This is a genomic window from Gordonia asplenii, from assembly GCF_012933505.1.
Lineage (GTDB): Bacteria > Actinomycetota > Actinomycetes > Mycobacteriales > Mycobacteriaceae > Gordonia > Gordonia asplenii.
The window spans coordinates 1-22,629 of record NZ_JABBNB010000003.1 but is presented as its reverse complement, the minus strand read 5'-3'; the positions used below and the strand labels follow the sequence as shown (position 1 = coordinate 22,629).

The 22,629-nt window shown below is 63.3% G+C and carries 17 protein-coding genes, 1 tRNA gene and 1 pseudogene; 3 read left to right on the top strand and 16 right to left on the bottom strand.

Going from position 1 to position 22,629, the window contains the following annotated elements:
• The first annotated feature begins 740 nt into the window (after positions 1-740).
• The 3 genes and pseudogenes from HH308_RS03430 to HH308_RS03420 all read left to right on the top strand — a co-directional run bounded on the left by HH308_RS03430 (position 741) and on the right by HH308_RS03420 (position 3,311).
• Positions 741-1,337 carry a DNA-3-methyladenine glycosylase I gene (locus tag HH308_RS03430; RefSeq protein WP_170192776.1) on the top strand — a complete coding sequence of 199 codons (597 nt, stop codon included), beginning with the start codon at positions 741-743 and terminating at the stop codon, positions 1,335-1,337.
• Between the two features lie 546 nt (positions 1,338-1,883).
• A complete protein-coding gene (locus tag HH308_RS03425) occupies positions 1,884-2,276 on the top strand; it encodes a tyrosine-type recombinase/integrase (protein WP_170192775.1) in 393 nt (130 codons plus the stop codon).
• Between the two features lie 113 nt (positions 2,277-2,389).
• Positions 2,390-3,311: pseudogene (locus HH308_RS03420) on the top strand (IS982 family transposase).
• A 17-nt stretch (positions 3,312-3,328) separates the two neighbouring features.
• Here HH308_RS03420 and HH308_RS03415 read toward each other — a convergent pair.
• The 16 genes from HH308_RS03415 to pyrG all read right to left on the bottom strand — a co-directional run bounded on the left by HH308_RS03415 (position 3,329) and on the right by pyrG (position 21,849).
• Positions 3,329-4,423, bottom strand: coding sequence for a toprim domain-containing protein (locus tag HH308_RS03415; protein ID WP_170192774.1), 1,095 nt, complete (start codon positions 4,421-4,423; stop codon positions 3,329-3,331).
• A gap of 32 nt (positions 4,424-4,455) precedes the next feature.
• Positions 4,456-5,817: an AAA family ATPase gene (locus HH308_RS03410; RefSeq protein ID WP_170192773.1), complete on the bottom strand. Its 1,362-nt coding sequence runs from the start codon at positions 5,815-5,817 to the stop codon at positions 4,456-4,458.
• Positions 5,818-5,949: 132 nt separating this feature from the next.
• Positions 5,950-9,234 (bottom strand): DEAD/DEAH box helicase, encoded by a 3,285-nt coding sequence (locus HH308_RS03405; protein WP_170192772.1) that lies wholly within the window; start codon positions 9,232-9,234, stop codon positions 5,950-5,952.
• Positions 9,231-10,010, bottom strand: a complete 780-nt coding sequence (locus HH308_RS03400; RefSeq protein WP_170192771.1) for a hypothetical protein — start codon at positions 10,008-10,010, stop codon at positions 9,231-9,233. The genes HH308_RS03405 and HH308_RS03400 overlap by 4 nt, the downstream gene beginning before the upstream one ends.
• Before the next feature lie 744 nt (positions 10,011-10,754).
• A tRNA-Pro gene (locus HH308_RS03395) sits at positions 10,755-10,828 on the bottom strand.
• A gap of 89 nt (positions 10,829-10,917) precedes the next feature.
• Positions 10,918-11,151, bottom strand: a complete 234-nt coding sequence (locus HH308_RS03390; RefSeq protein WP_170192972.1) for a GlsB/YeaQ/YmgE family stress response membrane protein — start codon at positions 11,149-11,151, stop codon at positions 10,918-10,920.
• Between the two features lie 66 nt (positions 11,152-11,217).
• On the bottom strand, positions 11,218-12,669 hold the full coding sequence (gene der / locus HH308_RS03385) for a ribosome biogenesis GTPase Der (protein WP_312870329.1): 1,452 nt from the start codon (positions 12,667-12,669) through the stop codon (positions 11,218-11,220).
• Positions 12,666-13,388: a (d)CMP kinase gene (gene cmk / locus HH308_RS03380; RefSeq protein ID WP_312870328.1), complete on the bottom strand. Its 723-nt coding sequence runs from the start codon at positions 13,386-13,388 to the stop codon at positions 12,666-12,668. The genes der and cmk overlap by 4 nt, the downstream gene beginning before the upstream one ends.
• A gap of 164 nt (positions 13,389-13,552) precedes the next feature.
• Positions 13,553-14,536 (bottom strand): pseudouridine synthase, encoded by a 984-nt coding sequence (locus HH308_RS03375; protein ID WP_170192770.1) that lies wholly within the window; start codon positions 14,534-14,536, stop codon positions 13,553-13,555.
• A 6-nt stretch (positions 14,537-14,542) separates the two neighbouring features.
• Positions 14,543-15,283 (bottom strand): SMC-Scp complex subunit ScpB, encoded by a 741-nt coding sequence (scpB, locus tag HH308_RS03370; RefSeq protein WP_170192769.1) that lies wholly within the window; start codon positions 15,281-15,283, stop codon positions 14,543-14,545.
• The gene (locus tag HH308_RS03365) at positions 15,280-16,131 is read right to left on the bottom strand and encodes a segregation and condensation protein A (protein ID WP_170192768.1); all 852 of its coding nucleotides are present in this window, start codon (positions 16,129-16,131) and stop codon (positions 15,280-15,282) included. The genes scpB and HH308_RS03365 overlap by 4 nt, the downstream gene beginning before the upstream one ends.
• Positions 16,128-17,081: a ParA family protein gene (locus HH308_RS03360; RefSeq protein WP_170192767.1), complete on the bottom strand. Its 954-nt coding sequence runs from the start codon at positions 17,079-17,081 to the stop codon at positions 16,128-16,130. The genes HH308_RS03365 and HH308_RS03360 overlap by 4 nt, the downstream gene beginning before the upstream one ends.
• Before the next feature lie 119 nt (positions 17,082-17,200).
• The gene (locus HH308_RS03355; RefSeq protein ID WP_170192766.1) at positions 17,201-18,484 is read right to left on the bottom strand and encodes an ATP-binding protein; all 1,284 of its coding nucleotides are present in this window, start codon (positions 18,482-18,484) and stop codon (positions 17,201-17,203) included.
• A 73-nt stretch (positions 18,485-18,557) separates the two neighbouring features.
• The gene (gene xerD, locus HH308_RS03350) at positions 18,558-19,472 is read right to left on the bottom strand and encodes a site-specific tyrosine recombinase XerD (RefSeq protein ID WP_170192969.1); all 915 of its coding nucleotides are present in this window, start codon (positions 19,470-19,472) and stop codon (positions 18,558-18,560) included.
• An 8-nt stretch (positions 19,473-19,480) separates the two neighbouring features.
• A complete protein-coding gene (locus tag HH308_RS03345; protein ID WP_170192765.1) occupies positions 19,481-20,119 on the bottom strand; it encodes an NUDIX domain-containing protein in 639 nt (212 codons plus the stop codon).
• Positions 20,116-21,849, bottom strand: coding sequence for a CTP synthase (gene pyrG / locus HH308_RS03340; protein ID WP_170192764.1), 1,734 nt, complete (start codon positions 21,847-21,849; stop codon positions 20,116-20,118). Before pyrG ends, HH308_RS03345 begins: the two co-directional genes overlap by 4 nt.
• Positions 21,850-22,629 lie beyond the last annotated feature (780 nt).

The following is a 22,629-nucleotide window of genomic DNA, read 5'->3' as shown; positions in this document are numbered from 1 at the left end:
GGTGATGACCCAGAGAACAGAGTGGGGAGATCACTAACCGACTCGCCGACGCGGTGCGACGACGATGTGCGGCCGAGCGCGAAACCCCGGCACCGCCAGCTCAGTCACCACCATTCTCTCGATTCGACGAAGACGACGTCGTCGAACGCGGAATCGTCCCCACCTCGCCATATCTTGGTTGCATCGGCAAGAGCCACTCGTGACGAGTGCCGTTCGGCACGATTCGACTGGCGGTGTTGTGGCCCGGCATGGCACATCCAGCACGAACACACGTGGATGCCGGTGAACTGCAACTCCCAGCGGCATCTGGTGGCATGCCGGTCGTCGGGAGAGGGCACTCGTGCGGGCAAATCGCAAACGGCATGAGCGGATGCGTGAGTTGCGCGGGCAACGAGGTCGCCACGGTGCAGACAAATACAAAGAGCCACATGGGCATCGGTACGGGACAAGGCGCGAGCCTCCGAGGAATCAAGCGCCCCTGCCCGCTATCCCCGGATGAGGACGAACAGGGGCGACGGCCTGTAACCCGCCACCCTGGCTCGATGTCCCATATCGATCACGACGTTGACGCTAGCAGCAGTCGCCCGAAACGACTACTCGATTTGTCTTCGACGACATCTAAGGACTGTCGCCTCCCAGAGACGATCAGGCGTGCGTCGCAACCGATACTGTCACTGTCTGTGTACACCACCGACAACCTCCGGCGCTCCTGACGCCTGACCTGCGAAAGAGACCGACACGTGGATCTATTCATCGGCCCCGACGGATCACCCCGCTGCGGTTGGTCCGGCGGAGCGCCCGAATTCCTCGACTATCACGACACGGAATGGGGATTTCCCGTTGCCGACGATCGACGACTATTCGAGAAACTCGCGCTCGAAGCCTTCCAATCCGGCCTCAGTTGGCGAACAATTCTCGTCAAGCGCGACAACTTCCGAAAGGCCTTCGCGAACTTCGACTTCCACGTCGTCGCCGACTTCACTCCGCCCGACGTCGATCGAATGCTCGCCGATCCCGGAATCGTCCGCCATCGTGGAAAGATCGAAGCTGTCGTCAACAACGCTCAACGGGCCATCGACCTCGAGGAAGAATTTGGGTCGATATCATCCTATTTCTGGAATTTCTCGCCCGAGCCCGACGAAGTTGCGGTCCCTCAAACGATGTCCACATCTCCGACGTCGGTCAAACTATCGAAAGACCTCAAGAAGCGCGGCTGGAAGTTTGTCGGCCCGACGACGGCATTCGCCTTCATGCAGGCGATGGGCTTGATCAACGACCATGCGCTCGGATGCGTGACAAGGGAAGTCATCGCTCACTCAGTTGATCCGCGAGAGTGAGGAACGGCGACACGCTTCGGCCGCGGTGACGTGGCGGCCCACCGATTTTGGCCATCATCTTCGCACCCTAACCGGGAGGCCATTCGTAGACTGAATAGTGGTGAGATTTGGGACCTGTTCTTTGCTGGCTATTACTCGTCCGATGCGCCGAAGATCGAGAATCAACTAGGGCCATAACCGGGTTGGCGACCACTTTGCACGCGATTGGGTATTTCAATGCCCCGACTTTCGGGATCATGCGAGGCCGTGTCGAACGAACGTTGGCGGTACTCAGGCGAGACTGATCTCGTGCTTGTCAACGTGTGGTTACCAGAGCACGACGAGCCCACCATTGACGTGAGAGTCCCCCCAGTCAGAGAACACCCCAAGACCCGGCCTTGCGACTAACAGCGGCTCGGACCTCCGAACGGAAGGCCGAGCCGCTATTGCGCAATAACTCTGATTCAGCGTGTTTACGCTGGTCACTCTTGTCGGGCTGACAGGATTTGAACCTGCGACCAGTTGACCCCCAGTTATGTGTAACGCTCTATCCTGGGCTTTCGTGTTTTGTCAGACGTTGGCAGCTTATACCGATTTACTGCGAATATTCGCTCATCTGCGGTCGGTGTCCATCAGCGTTTATCGGCCCATATTCAAAACTCTGCGGTCTGTGCGGGCATCGCCGACGATGAGTACGCGCTCGTGTTGGCACAGCGCGACGGTGGGCCGCTGAGGCTCCGCAATTGGTCGGCGCGGGTGTTCAAACCGGCCGCTGCGCTGGCCGACGTGTCGATCACTGTGCATGGCCTCCGACACAGTGCCGCGACTGCAGCGATCCGTCAGGGCATGACGCCGGTGCAGGTCTCACGCATCCTCGGTCACTCAAAACCGTCAATCACCCTCGACGTGTACTCGCACGAGTTCCCCGATGACCTCATGGCGATCGGTGACGACGAATAGGGCTGTGACCTAGATGAGTGATTCCTGGTGATGTGGCCGGTGTGGCGTGTGGGATTTGAGGGGCGGATCGTCCAGGATCGGTGCTGCTAACCCAACACCGACAGGGAGTCGATATGGACACCGACCTGGACGACCTCGCCACTGCACTGTACGTGACCTGTGACGATCTCCTCAAAGCCCACCCTGAGCGGGTCACACCCACACCGGCTGGCGGGTTCACCGCCACCATCACCGACGCCGAACTGATCACCCTCGCGGTCATGCAGGCACTGCTCGGTCACACCAGTGAACGACGGTGGCTGCGACATGTCCGCACGCATCTGAGCGGGATGTTCCCGTATGTGCCGCACCAACCCGGCTACAACAAACGCCTGCGCGATCTGGCCCCAGTGATGGCCTGGCTCGGTACCACCCTCACCGCAATGACCAGTATCGGCGACGACACCGTACTGCTGGCCGACTCCACCCCGGTCGAGTGCGGACGCTCCCGTGAGACCGCGCTGCGCTCGGAGCTGGCCGGGGTGGGCCGAGTACGGCTACTGCGCGTCGCACTCGCGGTTCTTTTGGGGTCTGCGACTGCATCTGCTGACCACCGTGCATGGCGTGCCCGTCGGGTGGGCATTAACTGGAGCGAAGGCCAACGAACGTGAGGTATTGCACGATATCCTCACCGGCACAACAGGATTGACCAATCGCATCCCGCCCGAACAATTGACGATCATCACCGACAAGGGTTACTACAGCACAGCATTCGAAACCGAGCTGACCGAGGCCGGCATCACCCTCATCCGGCCGACCCGCAAGGGTGAGAAGCCCCGACCAGGGCAACGATTCCTCAAGCCACTACGGCAGATCATCGAATCAGTCAACGACACCCTCAAAGGGCAACTCAACCTCGAACAGCACGGCGGCCGCACCGCAGCCGGAGTCTGCGCCCGCATCGCCCAACGCATCCTCGCCCTGACCGCCGCGATCTGGCACAACGACACCATCGGCGCCACCATCCGCCGATCCCTCACCGCCTACGACCACTAACACCAGGAATCAATCATCTAGGGCCTAGACAACAGTTGCGAAACATCTTCATTGCTGGCGATCACCAGAGTCCCGTCCCCCGCGTCGAGGGTGGGCGTGTGAGGAGTGGTCGGCTCGCTCGCGGCATTGCGCTTTCCGAGGTATGCGAGTGACCGGAGTGCAGTATGAAGCTTCTCGATATCTTCGATCACCTCGCGTGGGTCCTCATTCAGATGGAACCGCGTTCTCCACGAACGCATCTCAGCCCGAACATCTTCAGCTTCCTCCGAATCGTCGAGTTGCCCGGATATCTCCTCGATGAGCAACAGCACGTGTTCGCGTGTGGCTGTGGAGACATGCTCTCGCATGAAACGATCTCGCGCACGGTTGATTCTACTGGCGACCCGTTCGACGCTCTCAGCACGGACAGCTGCTCGCTGCCTGACACCTAGGGCGCTGAAAAGAAGACGGAAGTTCTTAGCTAAGACCTGACGATCCCGCTCTTGTGGGGCTTCACTTGCGAGTTCAACCAGCACACTCAGCACACTCCGGGCGAAACCAATCTTGTTCAGCTCAAAGTTCTCCTCTGCTGCAATCCTGCGGATCGCTTGCTCCACCGCGTCAATTGTCCCCTTCGCACCTGCCTTCGCCGGCTCCGCCGAGTCCTCACCGAACACAGAACTGACGGTGAGCCCGAGCGCAGGGACGTCTATGTCTGGGACGAACTCAGCGCAGTAGCGAGCCGCAGCTGCGACCGCGATGCCGGTCGGAACCAGGTCCTCAATAGCAACTCGGCCGTGCGGGTTGTCGGTTGTGACTCCGTCGAGTTCCGTGTCGGAAAGCTGCAGTACAAGGTTGTCGGAGATAAGTGGCTTCCGTCGAGCACCACCCTTACGGATCGCCGCGCGAGCATCGTTTCCTGCTTTATCGCCGTCCAGAAGCGCTATCACCGCTGGCCGTTCGATGTCCCGCCCCCTTGCCAGATAGATCAGATACGGTACCTGACTCACACCGCCCGCAGGCACGAGCGTGATGCGGTTTAGATCAAGCCGTTCGAGGTCAGGAATGTTCTGACGGCCCAACCAACTTGAGATCCCAGCAAGTAGAATCTGATCGGACGGTCCTTCGAGCATCAGGTTGCAGGTGCCGATAAAAGCTGTCTCACCTACGAAGCTTCCAAACGCAGATCTGAGCGCGGTTCATAGTGGTTCTGTGCGACGCTCGCGACGATGCGTGTCCCCTCGTCGTGCTCGCCCTTTTCGAGTACTCGAATCCGCTCGGCATGGTTCTTGTCGATCAGGAATGGTGAGTGCGTGACGTAGAGAACCTGTACCGAAGCACGGGCGTCATCTTCGGGGTCCGCGAAGTCGGCGAACACTCTGAGGAGGTCCTGTTGACCAGAACTCGATAGAAAGCGGTCCGGCTCATCCATTAGCAGGATCTCCGGTCGCCCGTCAATAGGTGCCTCGTGGGCGAGGTACTGAACGAAATAGCTCAAGAAGTATTTGAGGCCATCACTTCTCTCGTCGAATCCATAGGAGCGGCCAGTCCGGTCGCGAATCATGAAAACCAAGTCATATTCGAAGAGGGCCACGAACAACTCGAACTGGCTGTCCTGCGTCCACCAATGCGGGAAATTGAGAGCTTTCGACAGCTCACTGTTGATCGTGTCGACGATGCTGTTTGCATAGCCGTTCTTTGTTCGTACTGCATTCTGCAGTTCTACGAACTGCGAGCGATCAAGGTCCGCAATCTTGAGCAATAAATCGGCAGCGAGACGGTACTTCCTGAGCTGGTCGTCGTCGCTTGAGGGCGAGGCCTTGAAGGAGGTCGAGATCTCGCTCGCCTGACTGACAACAGTCTCTCTCGATTCGAACCAGCTGGAGTTATTCGTAAACGCATCCCAAACGCTACGAAGCACGTTGCGCCCGACTGCTGCGGTTGGTTTTCCGGTGGCTAGGAACTCCAGGGGAACACTGTCCGGCAGAGGTACGTCCGCGTCGATGTAAAACGGTGCGGGAAGCCCGGCATCGTTCAAGAGCGTCGGTTTCTTGATGTGACTCGGATCCAGCCACCTATTTCCGCGGTGTACGTACAGACGAAGCTGCGGAGTTGTGTTCATTCGAAAGATGGCTACACGATCAATTCCACTAAACCCCGCCTCACCCGTCGCTTCTTCAAGCGTCCTGATGTCAGTGTCGCTGATGTCTCGGAACTCAGCGCCAAACTCTCGCCGAACGAGAGTCTTGTCGACCGTAAAGAACGGCGAGTAGCGGCAAAAGTCACTCCTCTCGTAGCCCTCCCCGGTCAGCGCAGCCCGTACGGCGGCAAGCACCTGGCTCTTGCCCGATTCATTGCCTCCGACAACAGTCGTGATCCGGTCTTCCAAGCGCAGTCGCACGAACGGGTATTGGGCGCCTGAAGGCGTGACATCCCAGGGATCAGGACGGTAGCTCGGGCTCGACAATCGGACGTAGTCATAGTTCAGCGATCGGAAAAATCTCGAGTAGATTGCGGTGAGCTTCATGCATCAACCTTCCGGAGCGATGGACCTGAGAATGGTGATAGACGGCGCCCTAGCCTTCGAAGTACTCGCCTGCCCGCTGGTCGCGTCATCGAGCACACGGACGCGGCGGCGGCACGGCGATACCTACCGAGGCTACTCTGCCGCGCCTACAGTAGACCGAACCCTGGGGTCTCCATTGCTGCCTGACAGGACCAGCCATAGATCTCGCAGGTCAGAACCAGCGAGGTTTGACCCTCTCGGAACGTGTCGGCCCCAGTCAGCATCGGACAGTTGTGAGAGGAACTCCCGCGCCTCAGCGGGGCGAAGAGCCCCCGGCTCGTGGCGCTCCGCAAACTCAGCACCGAGTGAGTTAGCTGCAGTTCTCGGAACTGAACTCATCCGCATCACCACACCAGCCTCGGTGTTGACGCCGTGATACAGCATTGCACCGAGCAGGTTGATACTTCGCAGATCGCTTTCGCTAACGTTGTCGAAATCAATGCCGCTCGTAGGCAACTTGGACAGGGCTGTAATCCCCCACGTACCGGCCGTCGCAAGATTTCGATAGATTGCCTTCGTTGCATCGGTAAGCGCGGCGGTCGGGCTTACTGCATCGCCGAAATAGCGCTCGGCAATGGCCTTGAGAGAGATGCCGGCGACCCAGTCAGCGGCAATCTTGGCCGCCCTGTCGCCAATCCCGGTACCAGCGCCACTTAGCTCATCAATGCTGCCCCTAATCTGCGGGAGTTGAAGCATGACCCGCATCAGATCAGGCAGAGCGCTAGACGACACATCGCCAAACAAGCTGTCAGGCTGCCAATCGCTCGCATCGAGAGACTTGTCCATCCGACGCATCTCACCCATTGCAGAACGGATACCTTCAGGAGTGAACCCGGTGCTATCGGCGAGCGTTGCAGTCTCGATATTCTGAGCGAGCTCAGCAGCATAGGAACGTGTCGCCTCCAAAAGCCTAACTCCCTTTTGCCTTTCGACGGGGCTCGCTTCGGCAAGGGATGAGTATCCGAACGTGTTTCGCAGCAGCAGCTCCGTTTCGGACAGTACTGCATCGAGGTTCTTCTTCTGAGCGAAAAGGTGTGCGACATAACTGCGGAAGTCCGCCCACTGATCGTTGTAGAGCGTTCGCTCCAGATTAAGTAGCCGACCAGCATCTTCGAGTTCATCCAGGAGAACCACGAGCCGGGAAACGAGCGCGCCTGTCTGTTCGGACAAGAACTGCGCCAGCGATTCCCGATCACCTTCTTTACTAGATATTCCAACGACGCCGATGCTGTCCTGATCAACCCTGCCCGCCCTGCCCGCAAGATTCCAGAATTCGCGAGCAGTCATTGGCCGGTTGAACTTACCGCTAGGCAGGTTCCGACTTGCGAGGAGTATGGAAGAGACCGGGAAGTTCAGCCCCTGAGACAGTCCGGTCGTCGCGACGAGTATCCGCAGCTTTCCTTGCTCGGCAAGCCATTCCATCAGCGCGCGCGTTTCGTCAGAGAGTCCTGCGTGGTGTACCCCCACCTGGTGTGCAAGCATGCCAATGAGGGCATAGTCCTCGCTGATTTCTGCTGCTAGATACCGCTGCACCAACGCGATATCGGGATCCTCCACCTCCGGAAGCTGACCCGTCAACTCCTCAGCAATTGTCCACACGGTTGAGATCGTCGGGCAGATTACGATCGCAGTCCCCCGCTCGGACAGCGTTAGTGCCGAAGCACCAGCGATCTTGCTAAGGCTGTTCTTGATACTGGAGAAAGTGCAATTAAGTTGTGGCGCTTGACCTATCTGGTAGGAGCCGGAGACGTTCATCGATGAGCCGCTCGTAAGCATAGGCTCAAAAGACAGCCGCCAATCCCTTCCCCGCCCAGAGGAGGGAGCCACCACCGAAACAAGACCGATCAGTCGATCGTTGGGCTGCCAAGGGGTTGTCGCGAGGCTAACGCTCTTTCCAGTTTGCGGCGCCAGCCACCTAGCAAGATCGTCACCGTTCGGCACATAAGGCATAAGCAACAAGAAGTTCGCTTGAGCACAATCTCGTTTGACAGTCGCCAGTAATAGTTCGATTCTGATGCCGCGGTCAGAATCCTCAATGTTATGCGCCTCATCAAGCACCAACAACGCGAGCGGTCGACCAATTGCCGCATTTCGGATTGCGAGGTGGAGCTTTTCTGGAGTTGCCACTAACACATCGAAGGGAGACTCGTTGAGCATTCCGGCTTCGATTTCATCAATCTCGACCGCAGAGGTGAGTTCTTCTACGCGAATACCGCTTGGTCCAAGGTCACGCCTCAGGCGTCGCGTTATCTGCGAGACCAGCGCCCGCGTCGGTGCCACATACGCGACCCAGCCGTTATCCTGCTTGAACTGGCCAATCGCTTGAACAATCTTGAACTCCGCGAGGATAGTCTTGCCCGCGCTCGTGGGCAGATCGACAACGACCGCCGCGCTTGCAGGGTCCATGAGTCCCTGTTCCTGAATCGCTATGCGCTGTGGCGGAAGCATTTCAAACATGGAGCGTTGCCGTGTCGCTGTTTCAACAATGCTCCGAATCTCGGGACCGATTCTTGTGACGGACCACAGTGCACCTGCCACCATGCGTTGAGCCATCGCGCGCTGCCATTGGAGAACTACTACGAACGCTGGATCGGCAGATTGCTGCGCCGCGGAGATCGCTCGATCGAAGTGGAAGTCCAGTTGCGTCGCAATATCGACAGGCTCGCCTTGCATAAGGTAAGTAGCGACCATCTCGGATAGCCTGGCCCAGTGGTACAGGGCCACGAGGCGCCACCCAGCAACCTGCAAATCCTCGGGCCGTGCCTGCGCATCGAAAAGGAGTTCCTCGTTCTCTTGCTGCTCTGCCCTCAGCCGTGAGACGGTCTGTGCCACGCCTTCGAGGTCGCGCCATCCGTCCTTACGAAGGAGTCGCGCCCAAATCTGCCCCAAATCGCTTAGTACGCGCATGTCCCATGGCCCGTCAGTAACAAACAGTTCTGGGGTGACTTCGCGCTCGCGCATCCACGCCCGGAACTCCGCCCAGCGGTCTGAACAATATGCGAGCGCGCCGAGTTGTAGAACTTGATGCACCAGCGCTTCCAACGAGTCGCGCTTCAACGGCAGCGCTCGCAACAAGGCGAACGCTTCGTGGGCCGCAGCTTCCGCTACCTCGGCGCCTGATGCAGCAGAGTGCACTGACGGATGTGCGAGCGCGTCAATGCTCTCACTGGCGACGATCTCATAAGCGAACGCGACGTCCTGAATGAGCGCCGCGGTCGCGGCGTCATAAGAGTCTTCACGGTGAAGTTGACGGCCCAGGTTCGAGTCAACATACATGGACGCTGCGGCGAACTGCGCCGCCCGCGCTCGCTCATGGCCGAGGGCTTCGATTGCCCAGTGAGACCGGAGGCTGCTGATTGCCTCGCGGGAAATAGTCATGCCGCAGTCTCTAATATGACCGAACCATCTGTGACCCGAGCCAGTAATTCGGCGGTCAAGTAGATTGCGATGAGCGCCATTCTGGTTGGTACTTTCACTGACGGAGCGAGGCTGGAGGCTCTGGCACGAAGGTCTGCTTGATTCGGTTCGCTTGCGTGGATGAGAACGCCGAAAATGACAACGTCCGCGCAGTCTGCTAGATAGGTCTCCATTGCCTGACGGAAGCTGCCGATCCACGACTTGCCCACTGAGTTCATTGCGAGGTACCGAATCGCCCACTTGCTGCGATCGTCGCCCGCGTTGAGGCCAGCCATCTGGCTATGAAGTCCGTGGCTGCGGCTCGTCAGTAGTGCGGGTGGCCAGGCCTGTTGATGGCTGGTCTTCACTTCGGCGAAGACGAACCTAACTCGATCGCCAACGTGGAATCCAATAAGGTCCACGCCTCCACCGCTGCTGTTCGGGTTTCTCGTTGACCGACTGTCGGGCCAGGGGAACTCGCATCCAGCTTCCGTAGTCAGGTGATGCTCGGCGAGTGCCTCCCCTGCTCGCCACTCTTCGAACGTATCAGGAGGAGCGAGGATGCTCTCTAGCCGCTCGTTCTCGAAGTCGGTCTGCGCCAAGTCGGCGAGCGCTTCGCGCGCCTCTTGGACACCGGTCTCGTCCCGCAAGATCGATTGCACGCTAGGGGCGATGTGGGTGACATCCGACTCTTCAAGGAGGTGCCCGGTCGCGGAGATTGGGCCGTCGTTGACGGTGTAGGCCAGCGATCCGGCCACTGCACCACCTTTCCCCTGCTCGGAACGCGGAATGGGTAGGCTCCGCGGGAGACAGTCTACTTGGCTCCGTCCGGCAGCCGACTTCCCTGACCTTCGCGAGTCTTCGCATTGAACCGCGCTTTCAGACGCACTGGTCCGCTTCAGAAAGATTTGAATGGGTTCCCGACTAACCGCACAACCAGGCCGCGCCTGGTGCAGACCACCGTGAACAGCAGAATGGTGGGCGCTCAGCCGTGTACACACTGCCCTTGCGTACTGAGCGCTGAGGCTTGTGCGGAGCATCGCAGGTCCCTCTTTCTGTCATAGCGCGACTGTGTTCCGTATGGAGGCGGCTATGAACCAAGTGCCCTCAGAGGGCCGTCCGTGGGACCCGCGTAGCTAGATGGACCTGCCTCGACATCCAATCTACGACTAAGCCCTGACAGCCGGGACCTTCAGCAGACGAGTACCTCTGTCGCGGACCGTGGGTGGGACGACACCGACCCTAGCGACTGCGGGCCGCTGCGTCTTCGCAATTGGTCGGCACGGGTGTTTAAACCGGCCGCACTGCTGGCCGACGTCTCGATCACCCTCGACGTGTACTCGCACGAGTTCCCCGATGACCTCATGGCGATCGGTGACGACGAGTGACGTCCGCGCGGTCTGCTCTGCGGTCCGTCGAGCGGTCCCGTGAAAACTCTGCGGTCTGAGACGAGTCGAGGCCGCTCGGTTGTCCCGGAAACGACCTCTGACCTGTATGCTCTGTCGGGCTGACAGGATTTGAACCTGCGACCACTTGACCCCCAGTCAAGTGCGCTACCAAGCTGCGCCACAGCCCGCTGTCATCGGCTCTCGCTGACGACCTCGAAAAGCCTATCCGACGACGGCACCCAAACACCAATCGCCTGGTCAGAGGCTTGCCGACGACTTAACCCACCGAGCGTTGCTTCTTGAACCAGTACCACCCCGCGGTCAGGAGCAACGCACCGATGACAGACCCGATCAGGCCGCTCGGGCGCAACACGAAACCATTGCCCTTGAGCAGGCTGAACAACAGTCCGCCGACGAAGGATCCGGCCAATCCCGCGACGAACGCCAGCGACCAATCGATGGCACGCACTTTGCCGCCGAGCAGCAATTGCGCGGCGGCACCGGCGATCATGCCGAACAGTATGACTCCGATGATGACGACACCCACGCTACTCACCGTGGAAGCATAAGCCACCGCCTACTTCTTCTTGCGCATCTCCCGCTTGTCTCGCACGCGGACATTCACGCGCACCGGCGAGCCATCGAAGTTGAACTCCTCACGCAGCCGACGTTCGAGGAATCGCCGGTAGCCGGCCTCCAAGAACCCGGTGGTGAACAGCACGAACGTTGGCGGGCGGGTCGCCGCCTGCGTGGCGAACATCACCCGGGGCTGCCGGCCGCCGCGCAGTGGCGGCGGGTTTGCCGCGATTACTTCCTTGAGCCAATTGTTAAGCCGCCCAGTGGAAATGCGCTTGTCCCACGAGTCGAGCGCGGTATCGAGAGCAGGCACCAGTTTCTGCACCGCACGACCGGTCATCGCCGAAATGTTGACCCGCTGTGCCCACGGCACACGCGCCAACTCGCGATCGATCTCCTTATCCAACTGGTAGCGCCGATCCTCGTCGACCAGGTCCCACTTGTTGAACGCGATTACCAGCGCGCGTCCGGTCTCGATGATCAACGACAGCACCCGCAGATCCTGCTCGGTGATCGGCTGCGACGCGTCGATCAGCAGGATCGCGACCTCGGCCGCCTCCAACGCCGACCGCGTCCGCAGCGACGCGTAATACTCGTGCCCCGACGCCGTGCGCACCTTCCGCCGCAGACCCGCGGTGTCGATGAATTGCCAAGGGCGCCCGCCCAATTCGATCAATTCATCGACCGGATCGACAGTGGTACCGGCCACGTTATCGACGACGGATCGATCCGTCCCCGACAATTTGTTGAGCAGCGAACTCTTCCCGACATTGGGCTTTCCGACCAACGCGACGCGCCGCGGACCGTCCAGTCGCGGCACCACCTGCGTGGTCGTCGGCAGCACCTTGAGGATCTCGTCGAGCAGATCGCCCGCTCCCCGACCGTGCGCCGCCGACACCGGGTACGGCTCGCCGAGGCCCAACGACCACAGCGCGGCCGCCTCGGCCTCCGCCTTGTCGCTGTCGATCTTGTTGGCCGCCAACACAACCGGCGTCTTCGACCGGCGCAGGACGCGCGCCACCGCTTCGTCGGTCGACGTCGCGCCGACCGTCGCGTCGACGACGAGGACGATCACGTCCGCGGTCGCCATGGCCAGCTCAGCCTGCCGAGCGATCGCCTGATGCATGCCCTTCGCGTCCGGTTCCCAGCCGCCGGTGTCGACGACCGTGAAGTCGCGTCCCGACCAGCTCGCGCGATACGACACCCGGTCCCGAGTCACCCCGGGCACATCTTCGACGACGGCTTCGCGCCGCCCGAGGATACGGTTCACCAGCGTCGACTTGCCGACATTCGGCCGTCCGACGATGGCCACCACCGGCAACGACGCCACGCCCTCGAGCTCGTCGTCGAGGTCGAATTCCCCGACCTCCCAGTCTGATTCGTCGGTCCACACCCCGTCACCGGGCAGCGTGCCGATGCCCTCGACATCACCGCTGAACGTCGGATCCGTCACTTCGATACCCCAATTCGCTTCTCCGCCAAGGTAATCAATCCATCGAGTACCTGCGGCAAGGTCAATTCACTCGTGTCGAACAGCACCGCGTCGTCGGCCGGTCGCAGCGGCGACGCCGCGCGGGTCGAGTCGAGATGGTCACGACGATTCACACTCGCGAGCACCGTGTCGAAATCTGTGTCGCGTCCCGCGGCGGTGTCCTGCCGCAGCCGACGCTGCGCCCGCGCCTGCGGACTCGCGGTCAAGAACACCTTCAACGCCGCATCCGGAAACACGACAGTCCCGATGTCGCGGCCTTCGACGACGACGTATCGTCCCCGCGCGACGGCCCGCTGCAACTCGACGAGCTTGGCCCGGACGTCGGGATGCGCCGACACCGCGGACACATTCGCCGTCACCTCCGCCTCGCGCACGGCGGTGGACACATCCTCGCCGTCGAGCAGCACAACGGTCGCTCCGTCCGAATCGTCCAGTGCGATAACCGCATCGGCGACGACGGCAGCCATCGCGTCGGCGTCGTCGACGGGTACGCCCGCACGCAGCACCGCGAGCGTCGCGGCGCGATACATGGCTCCGGTGTCCAGATACTCGGCGCCGACGCGCTGCGCCAACAGCTTCGAGACCGACGACTTCCCGGTTCCCGCTGGACCGTCGATCGCGATGACGGTGGCGGCGGGGATTTCGACTCGCTGCGCTCGCTCAATCGGCGAAGAAGACACCCCAGTCGCAGTGTCCGGCGAAGAAGACGCCCCGGTCACATTCCCCGGCGAAGCGCTCACCCCAGTCACATCCCCCGGCGAAGAAGACACCCCGGTCACATTCCCCAGCGAAGAAGACGCCCCGGTCACATTCCCCGGCGAAGCGCTCGCCCCGGTCGCACCAGTCACATTCCCACCGACTTGTACAGTGCCCCGACCTCGTCGCTGCCGAGCACCCGCAGGGTACCGGGGCGCTGTTCGCCGAGATTGACGGCGCCGACGTCGGTGCGCAGCAGTCGAGTGACCGGGAACCCTACCTCGTCGAGCAGCCGGCGCACCACGCGCTTGCGTCCCTCGTGCAGGGTGAGTCGCAGCAGCGACCGTCCCTCGTGCACTTCGAGGACTGTCGCCTTGTCGACGTGCACGGGACCGTCGTCGAGCACGATGCCGTCGCGCAGTGTCCGCACGATGCCGCGCGGCACCTCGCCGCGCACCGTCGCGAGGTAGGTTTTGGGCACTTCGTAGGAGGGGTGCATCAGTCGGTGGGCCAACTCGCCGTCGTTGGTGAGCAGCAACAGCCCTTCGGTGTCAGCGTCGAGGCGACCGACGTGGAAGAGTCGCTGACCGGCCATGACGCGTTCGGCCACGAGGTCACCGACGCAGTGGCGGCCCTGATCGTCAGACATCGTCGACTGGTAGCCCTTGGGCTTGTTCAGCGCCAGGTACTGCTTGGTTTCATCGATGACGACGCGCGCACCGTCGACGCGGATGATCGAGGTGTCGGGGTTGATCCGCATCCCCTGCTCGACGACGATCTGACCGTCCACCGAGACGCGGCCGGCCGCGATGAGTTCCTCGGCGCCACGTCGGGATGCGACGCCGGCTTGCGCGAGGACCTTCTGCAGCCGCACACCGTCGGCCTCGTAGGTCGCGTGGCCGCTGTCGCCCTCCGGCGACAACTGCGTGCGCGCCAGCTTCGCGTTGTTCAGGCGCACCCGCCCCGACGCCACGTCCGGCGTCGACCGTGCCCCCTTGCGGTGCGGCTTCTTGCTCGAAACCTGTTGCTGGGCAGGCTTTTTGGCTGCTCCCCCGCCTTTGCCCCCACGCTTGGGGCCTTGTCGTCTGCCTTGTTCTCGTCCCGGTTTGCCGTCTCGGCTAGCGGATGCCATATCTGATTAGTCCTGATCGTCGATAGGTCCCGGAGCGTCGGACGACGTCCCGGTCACCCCTGATTGTGCCCGGCGATCAGCCAGTTTGGCGAATCGTGGGTCGTCGTGCAGTTCCTCGGACAGGTCGTCGATGACGTCGATGTCGGGCAGCAGCGGCGCCAGATCGGGCAGGTCCGAGAGCGACGCGAGCCCGAGTCGTTCCAGGAACAACTCGGTGGTCCCGTACAGCGTCGCGGTGGTGGTCGGGTCGGTGCCCGCCTCGCTGATCAGTCCCCGCGCCAGCAGGGTCCGGATCACGCCGTCGACGTTGACGCCGCGGATCGCGCTCACCCGGGCCCGACTGACCGGCTGCCGGTAGGAGACGACGGCGAGGGTCTCCAACGCGGCACGCGTCAGCTTCGTCCGGGCACCGTCGAGCAGCAGCCGTTCCACATACGGCGCGTATTCCGAGCGCGTGTAGAACCGCCAGCCGTCACCGGCGAATCTCAGGTCGATCCCGCTGCCCGCTTCGGTGAAGTCGGCCGCGATCTTCTTGAGCGTCCGGTTGACCCGCAGCCGATCCTGTTCGAGCGCGTTGGCCAACTCCTCGGTCGACACCGGTGTGTCGACGACGAGCAGCACCGCCTCGAGCGCCGAGCGCAACTCGGCGTCGCCCATGACCCGCTCGTCCTCGGCGTCGAGCGTCGTCTGCCCGATGTCGATGCTGACCTGGCCGGGTTCGTCGAGCGTCTCGTCGTCCTCGCTCATCCGTACTCCTCCGCTGATTCCATGTTGACCTCGCCCGCCTCCTGATCACCGGTCCAGCTGACCGACAGGTCGCCGAGCGCCTCGGTCTGATCGAAGATGATCGCTTTGGCGCGAAACAGTTCCAGCAGGCCGAGGAAACTGGCGACCACCTCCAGCCCGGTCGCGCAATCGGCGACCAGATCGGCGAACGACACCCACACGCCGGGCTCGGCGGTGAGGATCTCGGTCATCCGCTGGGCCTGCTCGGGCACCGACACCTGATGTTGATGAATGTGATCGAGCCCGACGGTCGGCTTGGGTTTGGGTGTCATCGCCATCGCCGCGATCGACGCGAACGCGTCTGCGGTGACACCCAGCGACACCTCCGGAACGAGCTCCTCGTAGCGGCTTTCCAACGAAACCGCACGCGGATACCGTTGCAGCGCAGCGGATTCCAGTTCCGCGAAAAGCACCGCCACCTGCTTGTAGGCGCGGTACTGCAGCAACCGCGCGAACAGCAGGTCACGCGCTTCGAGCAGAGCGAGGTCTTCGACGTCCTCCACCTCGCCCGACGGCAGCAATCGCGCCGCCTTGAGATCGAGCAGCGTCGCGGCGACGACGAGAAACTCGGTGGTCTGCTCCAGACTCAGCTGCGCACCCATCGAGCGGGTGTAGGCGATGAAATCGTCGGTCACCTCGTGCAGAGCTAACTCGGTGACGTCGAGACGATGCTGACTGATCAGGTTCAGCAGCAGATCGAACGGACCCTCGAAATTCTTGAGCTTGACCTGAAACTTGTTGGCGGCGGCCGCATCTGCGAACGCGACGTCCACCGCGGCCGCGCCACCCGTCGAGTCCGGTTCGGTCATTTCTTGGGGCCGTTGCGCGCGATGACCTCGCGCGCAAGAGCACGATATGCCGCGGCACCCGCCGATTTGGGCGCCCACGACGTGATCGGTTCACCCGCAACCGACGTTTCCGGGAACCGCACCGTACGGCTGACGACGGTGTCGTACACGGCGTCGCCGAACACCTCGACCACGCGTGCCATCACTTCGCGCGAATGCAGCGTCCGGGCATCGAACATCGTCACGACGATGCCCGCGAGCTCCAGCTTGTAGTTGAGCCGGTCACGCACCTTGTCGATGGTGTCGGTCAGCAGTGCCAGGCCACGCAGACTGAAGTATTCGCATTCCATCGGAATCAGGACGCTGTCAGCGCAGGCCAGCGCGTTGACGGTCAGCAGCCCGAGCGACGGCTGGCAGTCGATAAGGATGTAGTCGTAGCGATCGACGATGGGATGCAGCGCCCGGGCCAGGGTCTGTTCGCGCCCCACCTCGTTGACCAGTTGGATCTCGGCGGCCGAGAGGTCGATATTCGACGGCAGCAGGTCGAGGTTCTCCACCCGGGTGCGCATCAGCACGTCTTCGGTCGACGCATGCGGCGGGACCAGCAGGTTGTGCACGGTCGCCTCGAGCTCGTGGTGGGCCACGCCCAACCCCGCCGACAACGCCCCCTGTGGGTCGAGGTCGACGAGCAGCACCCGACGACCGCATTCGGCAAGTGCCGCACCGAGATTGATCGTCGACGTCGTCTTGCCGACGCCGCCCTTCTGGTTGCAGACGGCGATGATCGTCGCGGGTCCGTGGTGCTCGATCAGCTCTGGCTCCGGCACCGGTCGAATGGGCCGCCCCGTCGGCCCGATGACCGCCTCGACCTGCTCCTCGACATCGTCGTCGGGCCGGTCGTTGACCGCCAGCCGGTATTGAGTGTCGTCGGGGCGGGGCGCTGCCTGAGAATGCTGAGGCTCCGGCGTCATCACTCCCCGACGCTCCTCTCTGTTAGGGCCATGGTCATCTGATCTCCCAGCCTAATGCAGCGACCTCGCTCACCCGCGTCAGCCCACGCCGACGACCGGGCAGCCTGCACCCGACGACGTCACAGCCGGGCGTAGGTCTCGATGTCCTCGGAGAACTCCGACGCCGCCTCGGGTGACACCGTCGCCCGAGTGGCGGCCAGCGCGGTCAGGTAGTCGGCGGTGCTCAATTCCGTGTCGATCTCCGATCGTTCGGGATCTCCGCCCAGCGCACGTTCGAGCGCGTCCTGCGACGCGCGCCGCGCCGCGTACTCGATGTCGGCCGGCGTCATACCGGTACTGGCCTCGGTCAGCGCCGCGACGTCGATCGAGCCGATCACCGCTCCGGGAATGTATCGGCCCCAGATGGCGGTGCGGGCGTCGGCGTCGGGCAGGCCGATCGGCATCACGTAGTCGAAGCGGCCATGGCGCAGGAACGCCGCGTCGAGTGATCGGACGAAGTTCGTGGCGCACACCAGCAGCCGCCCCTCGTGGTCGCGGAACTCGGCGACCTGCTTGAGGAGCTCATTGGTCACGCCCTGAGTGGGCGACGGCGGATCGCCGCGGCGCTTGGAGGCGATCTCCTCCACTTCGTCGATGAACACGACGGCGTGTTCCAGATCGGCGATCGCCTCGAACGATGATCGCAGCGCACCGGCCAGACCGCCGGGCGAGTCGGCCAACCGTGACGGGAACAGTTCGACGAACGGCCAGTCCAGTCGCGATGCGACGGCCTTGGCGAAGGTCGTCTTGCCCGTCCCCGGCGGCCCGAACAGCATCACCGCGTGCGGTGGCATGACCCCGAACCGCTCGGCCAGTTCGGGACGCGCCAGCGGCGTCACCAACCGCTGTTCCAGCATCGCCTTCTCCTGGCGCATACCGCTCACCAGATCCCACAGGTGCCGCGGCAGGATCCGGCCGCCGACCTCCTTGAGCAGGTCGAGTTCGCGCCGCTGCACCGGCATCGGGCGCTCCAGGTAGCGGACCGGGTCGCGCACTTCGAAACCGTTGTCCGACAAGGCCGTTGCGGCCTCGTCGAATCCGGAGGTCAGCACCGACAGCTTCGACAGCCCCAGCGGCGCCATGCGCCGCTCCAGCGCGTCGAGCAGCAACCCGGCCGCACTCGAATCGGTCCCCGGCGCGACGTCGAAGAACACCACCCACCCCTGCGCGTGCGCGGCTCGGCCGACGGCCACCGCGACCACCTTGTCATCGACGGTGGCCACCATCGCGTGGTCCTGCTGGCACGATGCGATCACTTCGGCCATCGAGTACACCGGCGGCGTACCCCGGTGATACGCGGCCTCCCACAGCCGCACGATGCTGTCCAGATCGTCGTCGTGAAAATCGCGCACCCGAGGCCTCATGACAGAGATTGTGACACAGGGATTGTGACGCAGGTCTCAGGCACCGGAGCCGACGCCGGGAGCGCGAGGCCCCTCAGCGCGCCCGGGGATGGGCTACCGCGAAAACCTCCCGCATGGTGGTGACCGTGACGAGGGTGTACACCTGGGTGGTCGTGACCGACGCGTGCCCGAGCAACTCCTGCACGACGCGGACGTCGGCGCCGCCGTCGAGCAGATGGGTCGCGAAACTGTGCCGCAGCGTGTGCGGTGAGACCGCCTTGTCGATACCCGCGCGCGCGGCGGCGTCGACGAGGGTCTGCCACGCCGACTGGCGCGACAGCCGCCCACCCCGGACGTTGAGGAACAGCGCGGGCGATCGCCCCTTCGACAGAGCCGGGCGTCCACGCACGGTGTAGGCGGTCACAGCGTCGACGGCGGGCCGCCCGACCGGGACGATCCGTTCCTTTCCGCCCTTGCCGCGCAACAGAACTGAGCGATGTGCGATATCGAGGTCGTCGACGTCGAGGTCGACGACCTCCGAAATCCGCGCCCCACAGGAGTACAGCAGCTCCAGCAGCGCACGGTCACGCAGACCCCGCGGTGTCTCGGAGTCGCCGGCGGCGTCGAGGATTGCGGTCACCTCGTCGATGGACAACGCCTTGGGCAGCCGTCTCGCCGGCCGCGGCGGAGACACCGCATGCGCGACGTCGGTCACGACGACGTTCTCGATCACCGCGAACTTGTGAAAACCCCTGACCGCCACCAGCGTTCGCGCGATCGACGAGTCGGCGAGCGGCGCCTGCCGTCGATCGGCGTCGCCGCGACGCAGCTCGACGAGGAATTCGCGCACGTCTTCCTCGGTGGCCTCCGACAGGTCCCCGATGCCGCGCCGGGTCAGATAGTCGGCATATCGTGCGAGGTCACGGCTGTACGACGCCACGGTGTTGCGCGCGGCGCCCCGCTCGACGACGAGGTGGTCGAGGTAGCGCGACACCAGATCCCCGACCATCGCCGACGTCAGTCCCGCGCGGCCCGACGCCGCACCAGCGCCGTCGGCTCGTCGATCCATTCGGCGTCGACCGGCCGCAACAGCGACGGGTCCGCAAGTGCGGCGGCGGCCGCGAGCACACCGGCCACCGCGGTGGCGTTGACGATCTCACCGGCACCGATCAGCCTGCCCGCCTCGGCGAGATCGATCCATTCCAGGGCGAGATCGGCCTCTTCGTCGGACCGTTGCGCGCTCGGCAGAGCGGTCAGCCCGCGCGCGAGATAGACGCGCAGCGCTTCGTCGCAGAATCCCGGCGACAGCACGAGGTCGGTGAGCACCGCCCAGTCGGCGGCCGCGAGATCGACCTCTTCGGCCAATTCCCGTTGTGCCGCAACGAGAGCCGATTCTTCCGGCCCTCCGTCGAGCAGGCCCGCGGGCAGTTCGAGCAGCCGCCGGCCCACCGGATGACGGTACTGGCGGATCATCGCAGCACGACCGTCGTCGTCGACGGCTACGACGGCCACCGCTCCGTGATGTTCGACGATCTCACGCTTGGCGGTCGCGCCGCCCGGCATCACGACGTCGTCGACCCGCAGGGTGAGGATCGCGCCGTCGTAGATCGTCGTCGATCCCGCGACGGCGAATTCATGCGATCCGGGCGAACTCAACTCGCGTCCTCGACGTCGTCGGACTCCGGGGCATCGGCCTCCACCGGATGAATGTCTACTGGAAGTCGTTCTGCCGCTTTGTATTTCAATGCGGCGCCGATCAGTGACCGGAACAGCGGATGAGGTCGCGTCGGACGGCTCTTGAGCTCCGGATGGGCCTGTGTCGCGACGAGGAACGGGTGCACCGACTTCGGGTATTCGACGAACTCGACGAGCTTGCCGTCCGGCGAGGTACCGGAGAACACCAGCCCCGACTCGGCGATCTTGTCGCGGTAGGCGTTGTTCACCTCAAAACGGTGCCGGTGCCGCTCGGACACCTCCGTCGAACCGTAGGCGTCGGCGACCAACGATCCGCGGGTCAGCGTCGCCGGATACGCACCCAGGCGCATCGTGCCGCCGAGGTCGGCGTCACCGGCGACGACGTCTTCCTGATCGGCCATCGTGGAGATCACCGGGAACTCGGTGTCCGGATCGAACTCGGTGGAGCTGGCGCCGTCGAGCCCGACGGTCCGCGCCGCTTCGATGACCACGCACTGCAGGCCGAGGCACAGCCCGAGCAGCGGGATACCCCGCTGGCGCGCATAGGAAATGGCGCCGAGCTTGCCTTCGATGCCGCGGATGCCGAAGCCGCCGGGAATGAGGACCGCGTCGACGTCGCCGAGTGCGGCGCGAGCCCCCTCGAGCGTCTCGCAGTCGTCGGAGGGCACCCACTTGATCTCGGTGCGCGCGCGATGCGCGAACCCGCCGGCGCGGATCGCCTCGGTAACCGACAGGTACGCGTCGGGCAGATCGACGTATTTGCCGACGAGCGCCACGGTGACCGTCTCGCGCGGTTCGTGGACGCGTTGGAGCAGATCGCCCCATTCGGTCCAGTCGACGTCGCGGAACGGGAGACCCAGCTTGCGCACGACGTAGGTGTCGAGCTGCTCGCGGTGCAGCACCTTGGGGATGTCGTAGATCGACGGCGCGTCGGGGGTGGAGATGACGCCTTCGACGTCGACGTCGCACATCAGCGCGATCTTCTGCTTGAGTCCCTCGGGGACGTCGCGGTCGCAGCGCAAGATCAGCGCGTCGGGCTGGATGCCGACGTTGCGCAGCGCGGCGACCGAATGCTGCGTCGGCTTGGTCTTCAACTCCCCCGACGGCGCGAGGTAGGGCACCAACGACACGTGCAGGAAGAAGATGTTGTCCCGCCCGACGTCGTGGCGGATCTGGCGCGCGGCCTCGATGAACGGCAGGGATTCGATGTCGCCGACGGTGCCGCCGATCTCGGTGATCACGACGTCGGGCTCGTTGCCTTCGGCGTCCGGTGCGCGCATCGCAAGGATCCGCGATTTCAGTTCGTCGGTGATATGCGGAATGACCTGAACGGTTTCGCCGAGATACTCGCCCCGACGTTCCTTGGCGATGACCGTCGAATACACCTGTCCGGTGGTCACATTCGCCGACTGCGACAGATTGCGATCGAGGAAACGCTCGTAGTGCCCGACGTCGAGGTCGGTCTCCGCGCCGTCTTCGGTGACGAACACTTCACCGTGCTGGAACGGGTTCATGGTGCCCGGGTCGACGTTGAGGTACGGATCGAGCTTCTGCATGGTGACACGCAGGCCCCGCGCGGTGAGGAGTTGACCGAGGCTGGAGGCGGTCAGGCCTTTGCCGAGCGACGACGCGACGCCCCCGGTGACGAAGATGTGTTTCGTGCCATCGTGTGTGTGGCGAAGTGGTCGCAATGCGTCTCCCGTTGGATACCCACCGGGCCTTTGGGCCCGATTACCTACGGGACTCCACGGTAACACCTTCGCCACTCACCGCGCTCCGCCACGCCCCGCTCGACGACGTGTCGCGCGTCTCAGCCGGGGATCGATGCCCCAGGGGTGCCTCCCCCGCTGGTTGAGCCGGGCCCGACGAGCGCAGCGAGTCGAAGTGACGCGCCCGTATCGAAACGGCCTCCCCCGCTGGTTGAGCCGGGCCCGACGTAGCGCAGCGAGCACCGACCACCCCGCCGGTTGAGCCGGGCCCGACGAGCGCAGCGAGCACCGACCACCCCGCCGGTTGAGCCGGGCCCGACGAGCGCAGCGAGACGCGCCCGTGTCGAAACCATGGTGGGACGAGATGCCAACTGTCACTTCGTGTTTGGTGCACTGACCTTACGGCGTACGTGGTTTCGACACGGACCTTCGCTAGCGTAGCGCTCCGGCCCGGCTCAACCAGCGGAGGTGGCGCTCCGGCCCGGCTCACCAGCGGAGGTGGCGCTCCGGTCCGGCTCAGCCTGGATTCACCGATGGGTCTGGTTTCCGGGTTTTTTGGTGTGGTGGGGGGCGGGGTGTGGTGGGTGGGCGTGGTTGTGTGCCCGGCTCTGTGGTTCCGGTGTTGTTCGGTGGTGCTGTCGGGCCTTGGGGGCGTGGGTGGTTGGGGTGTTTAGGCGGCGGTTTGTGGTGGTGGGGTGTGTAGGGCTGCGGTGAGTTCGGTGCGGGCGGCGGCCCAGGGCCAGTTGCGGGGCAGGTGCAGGG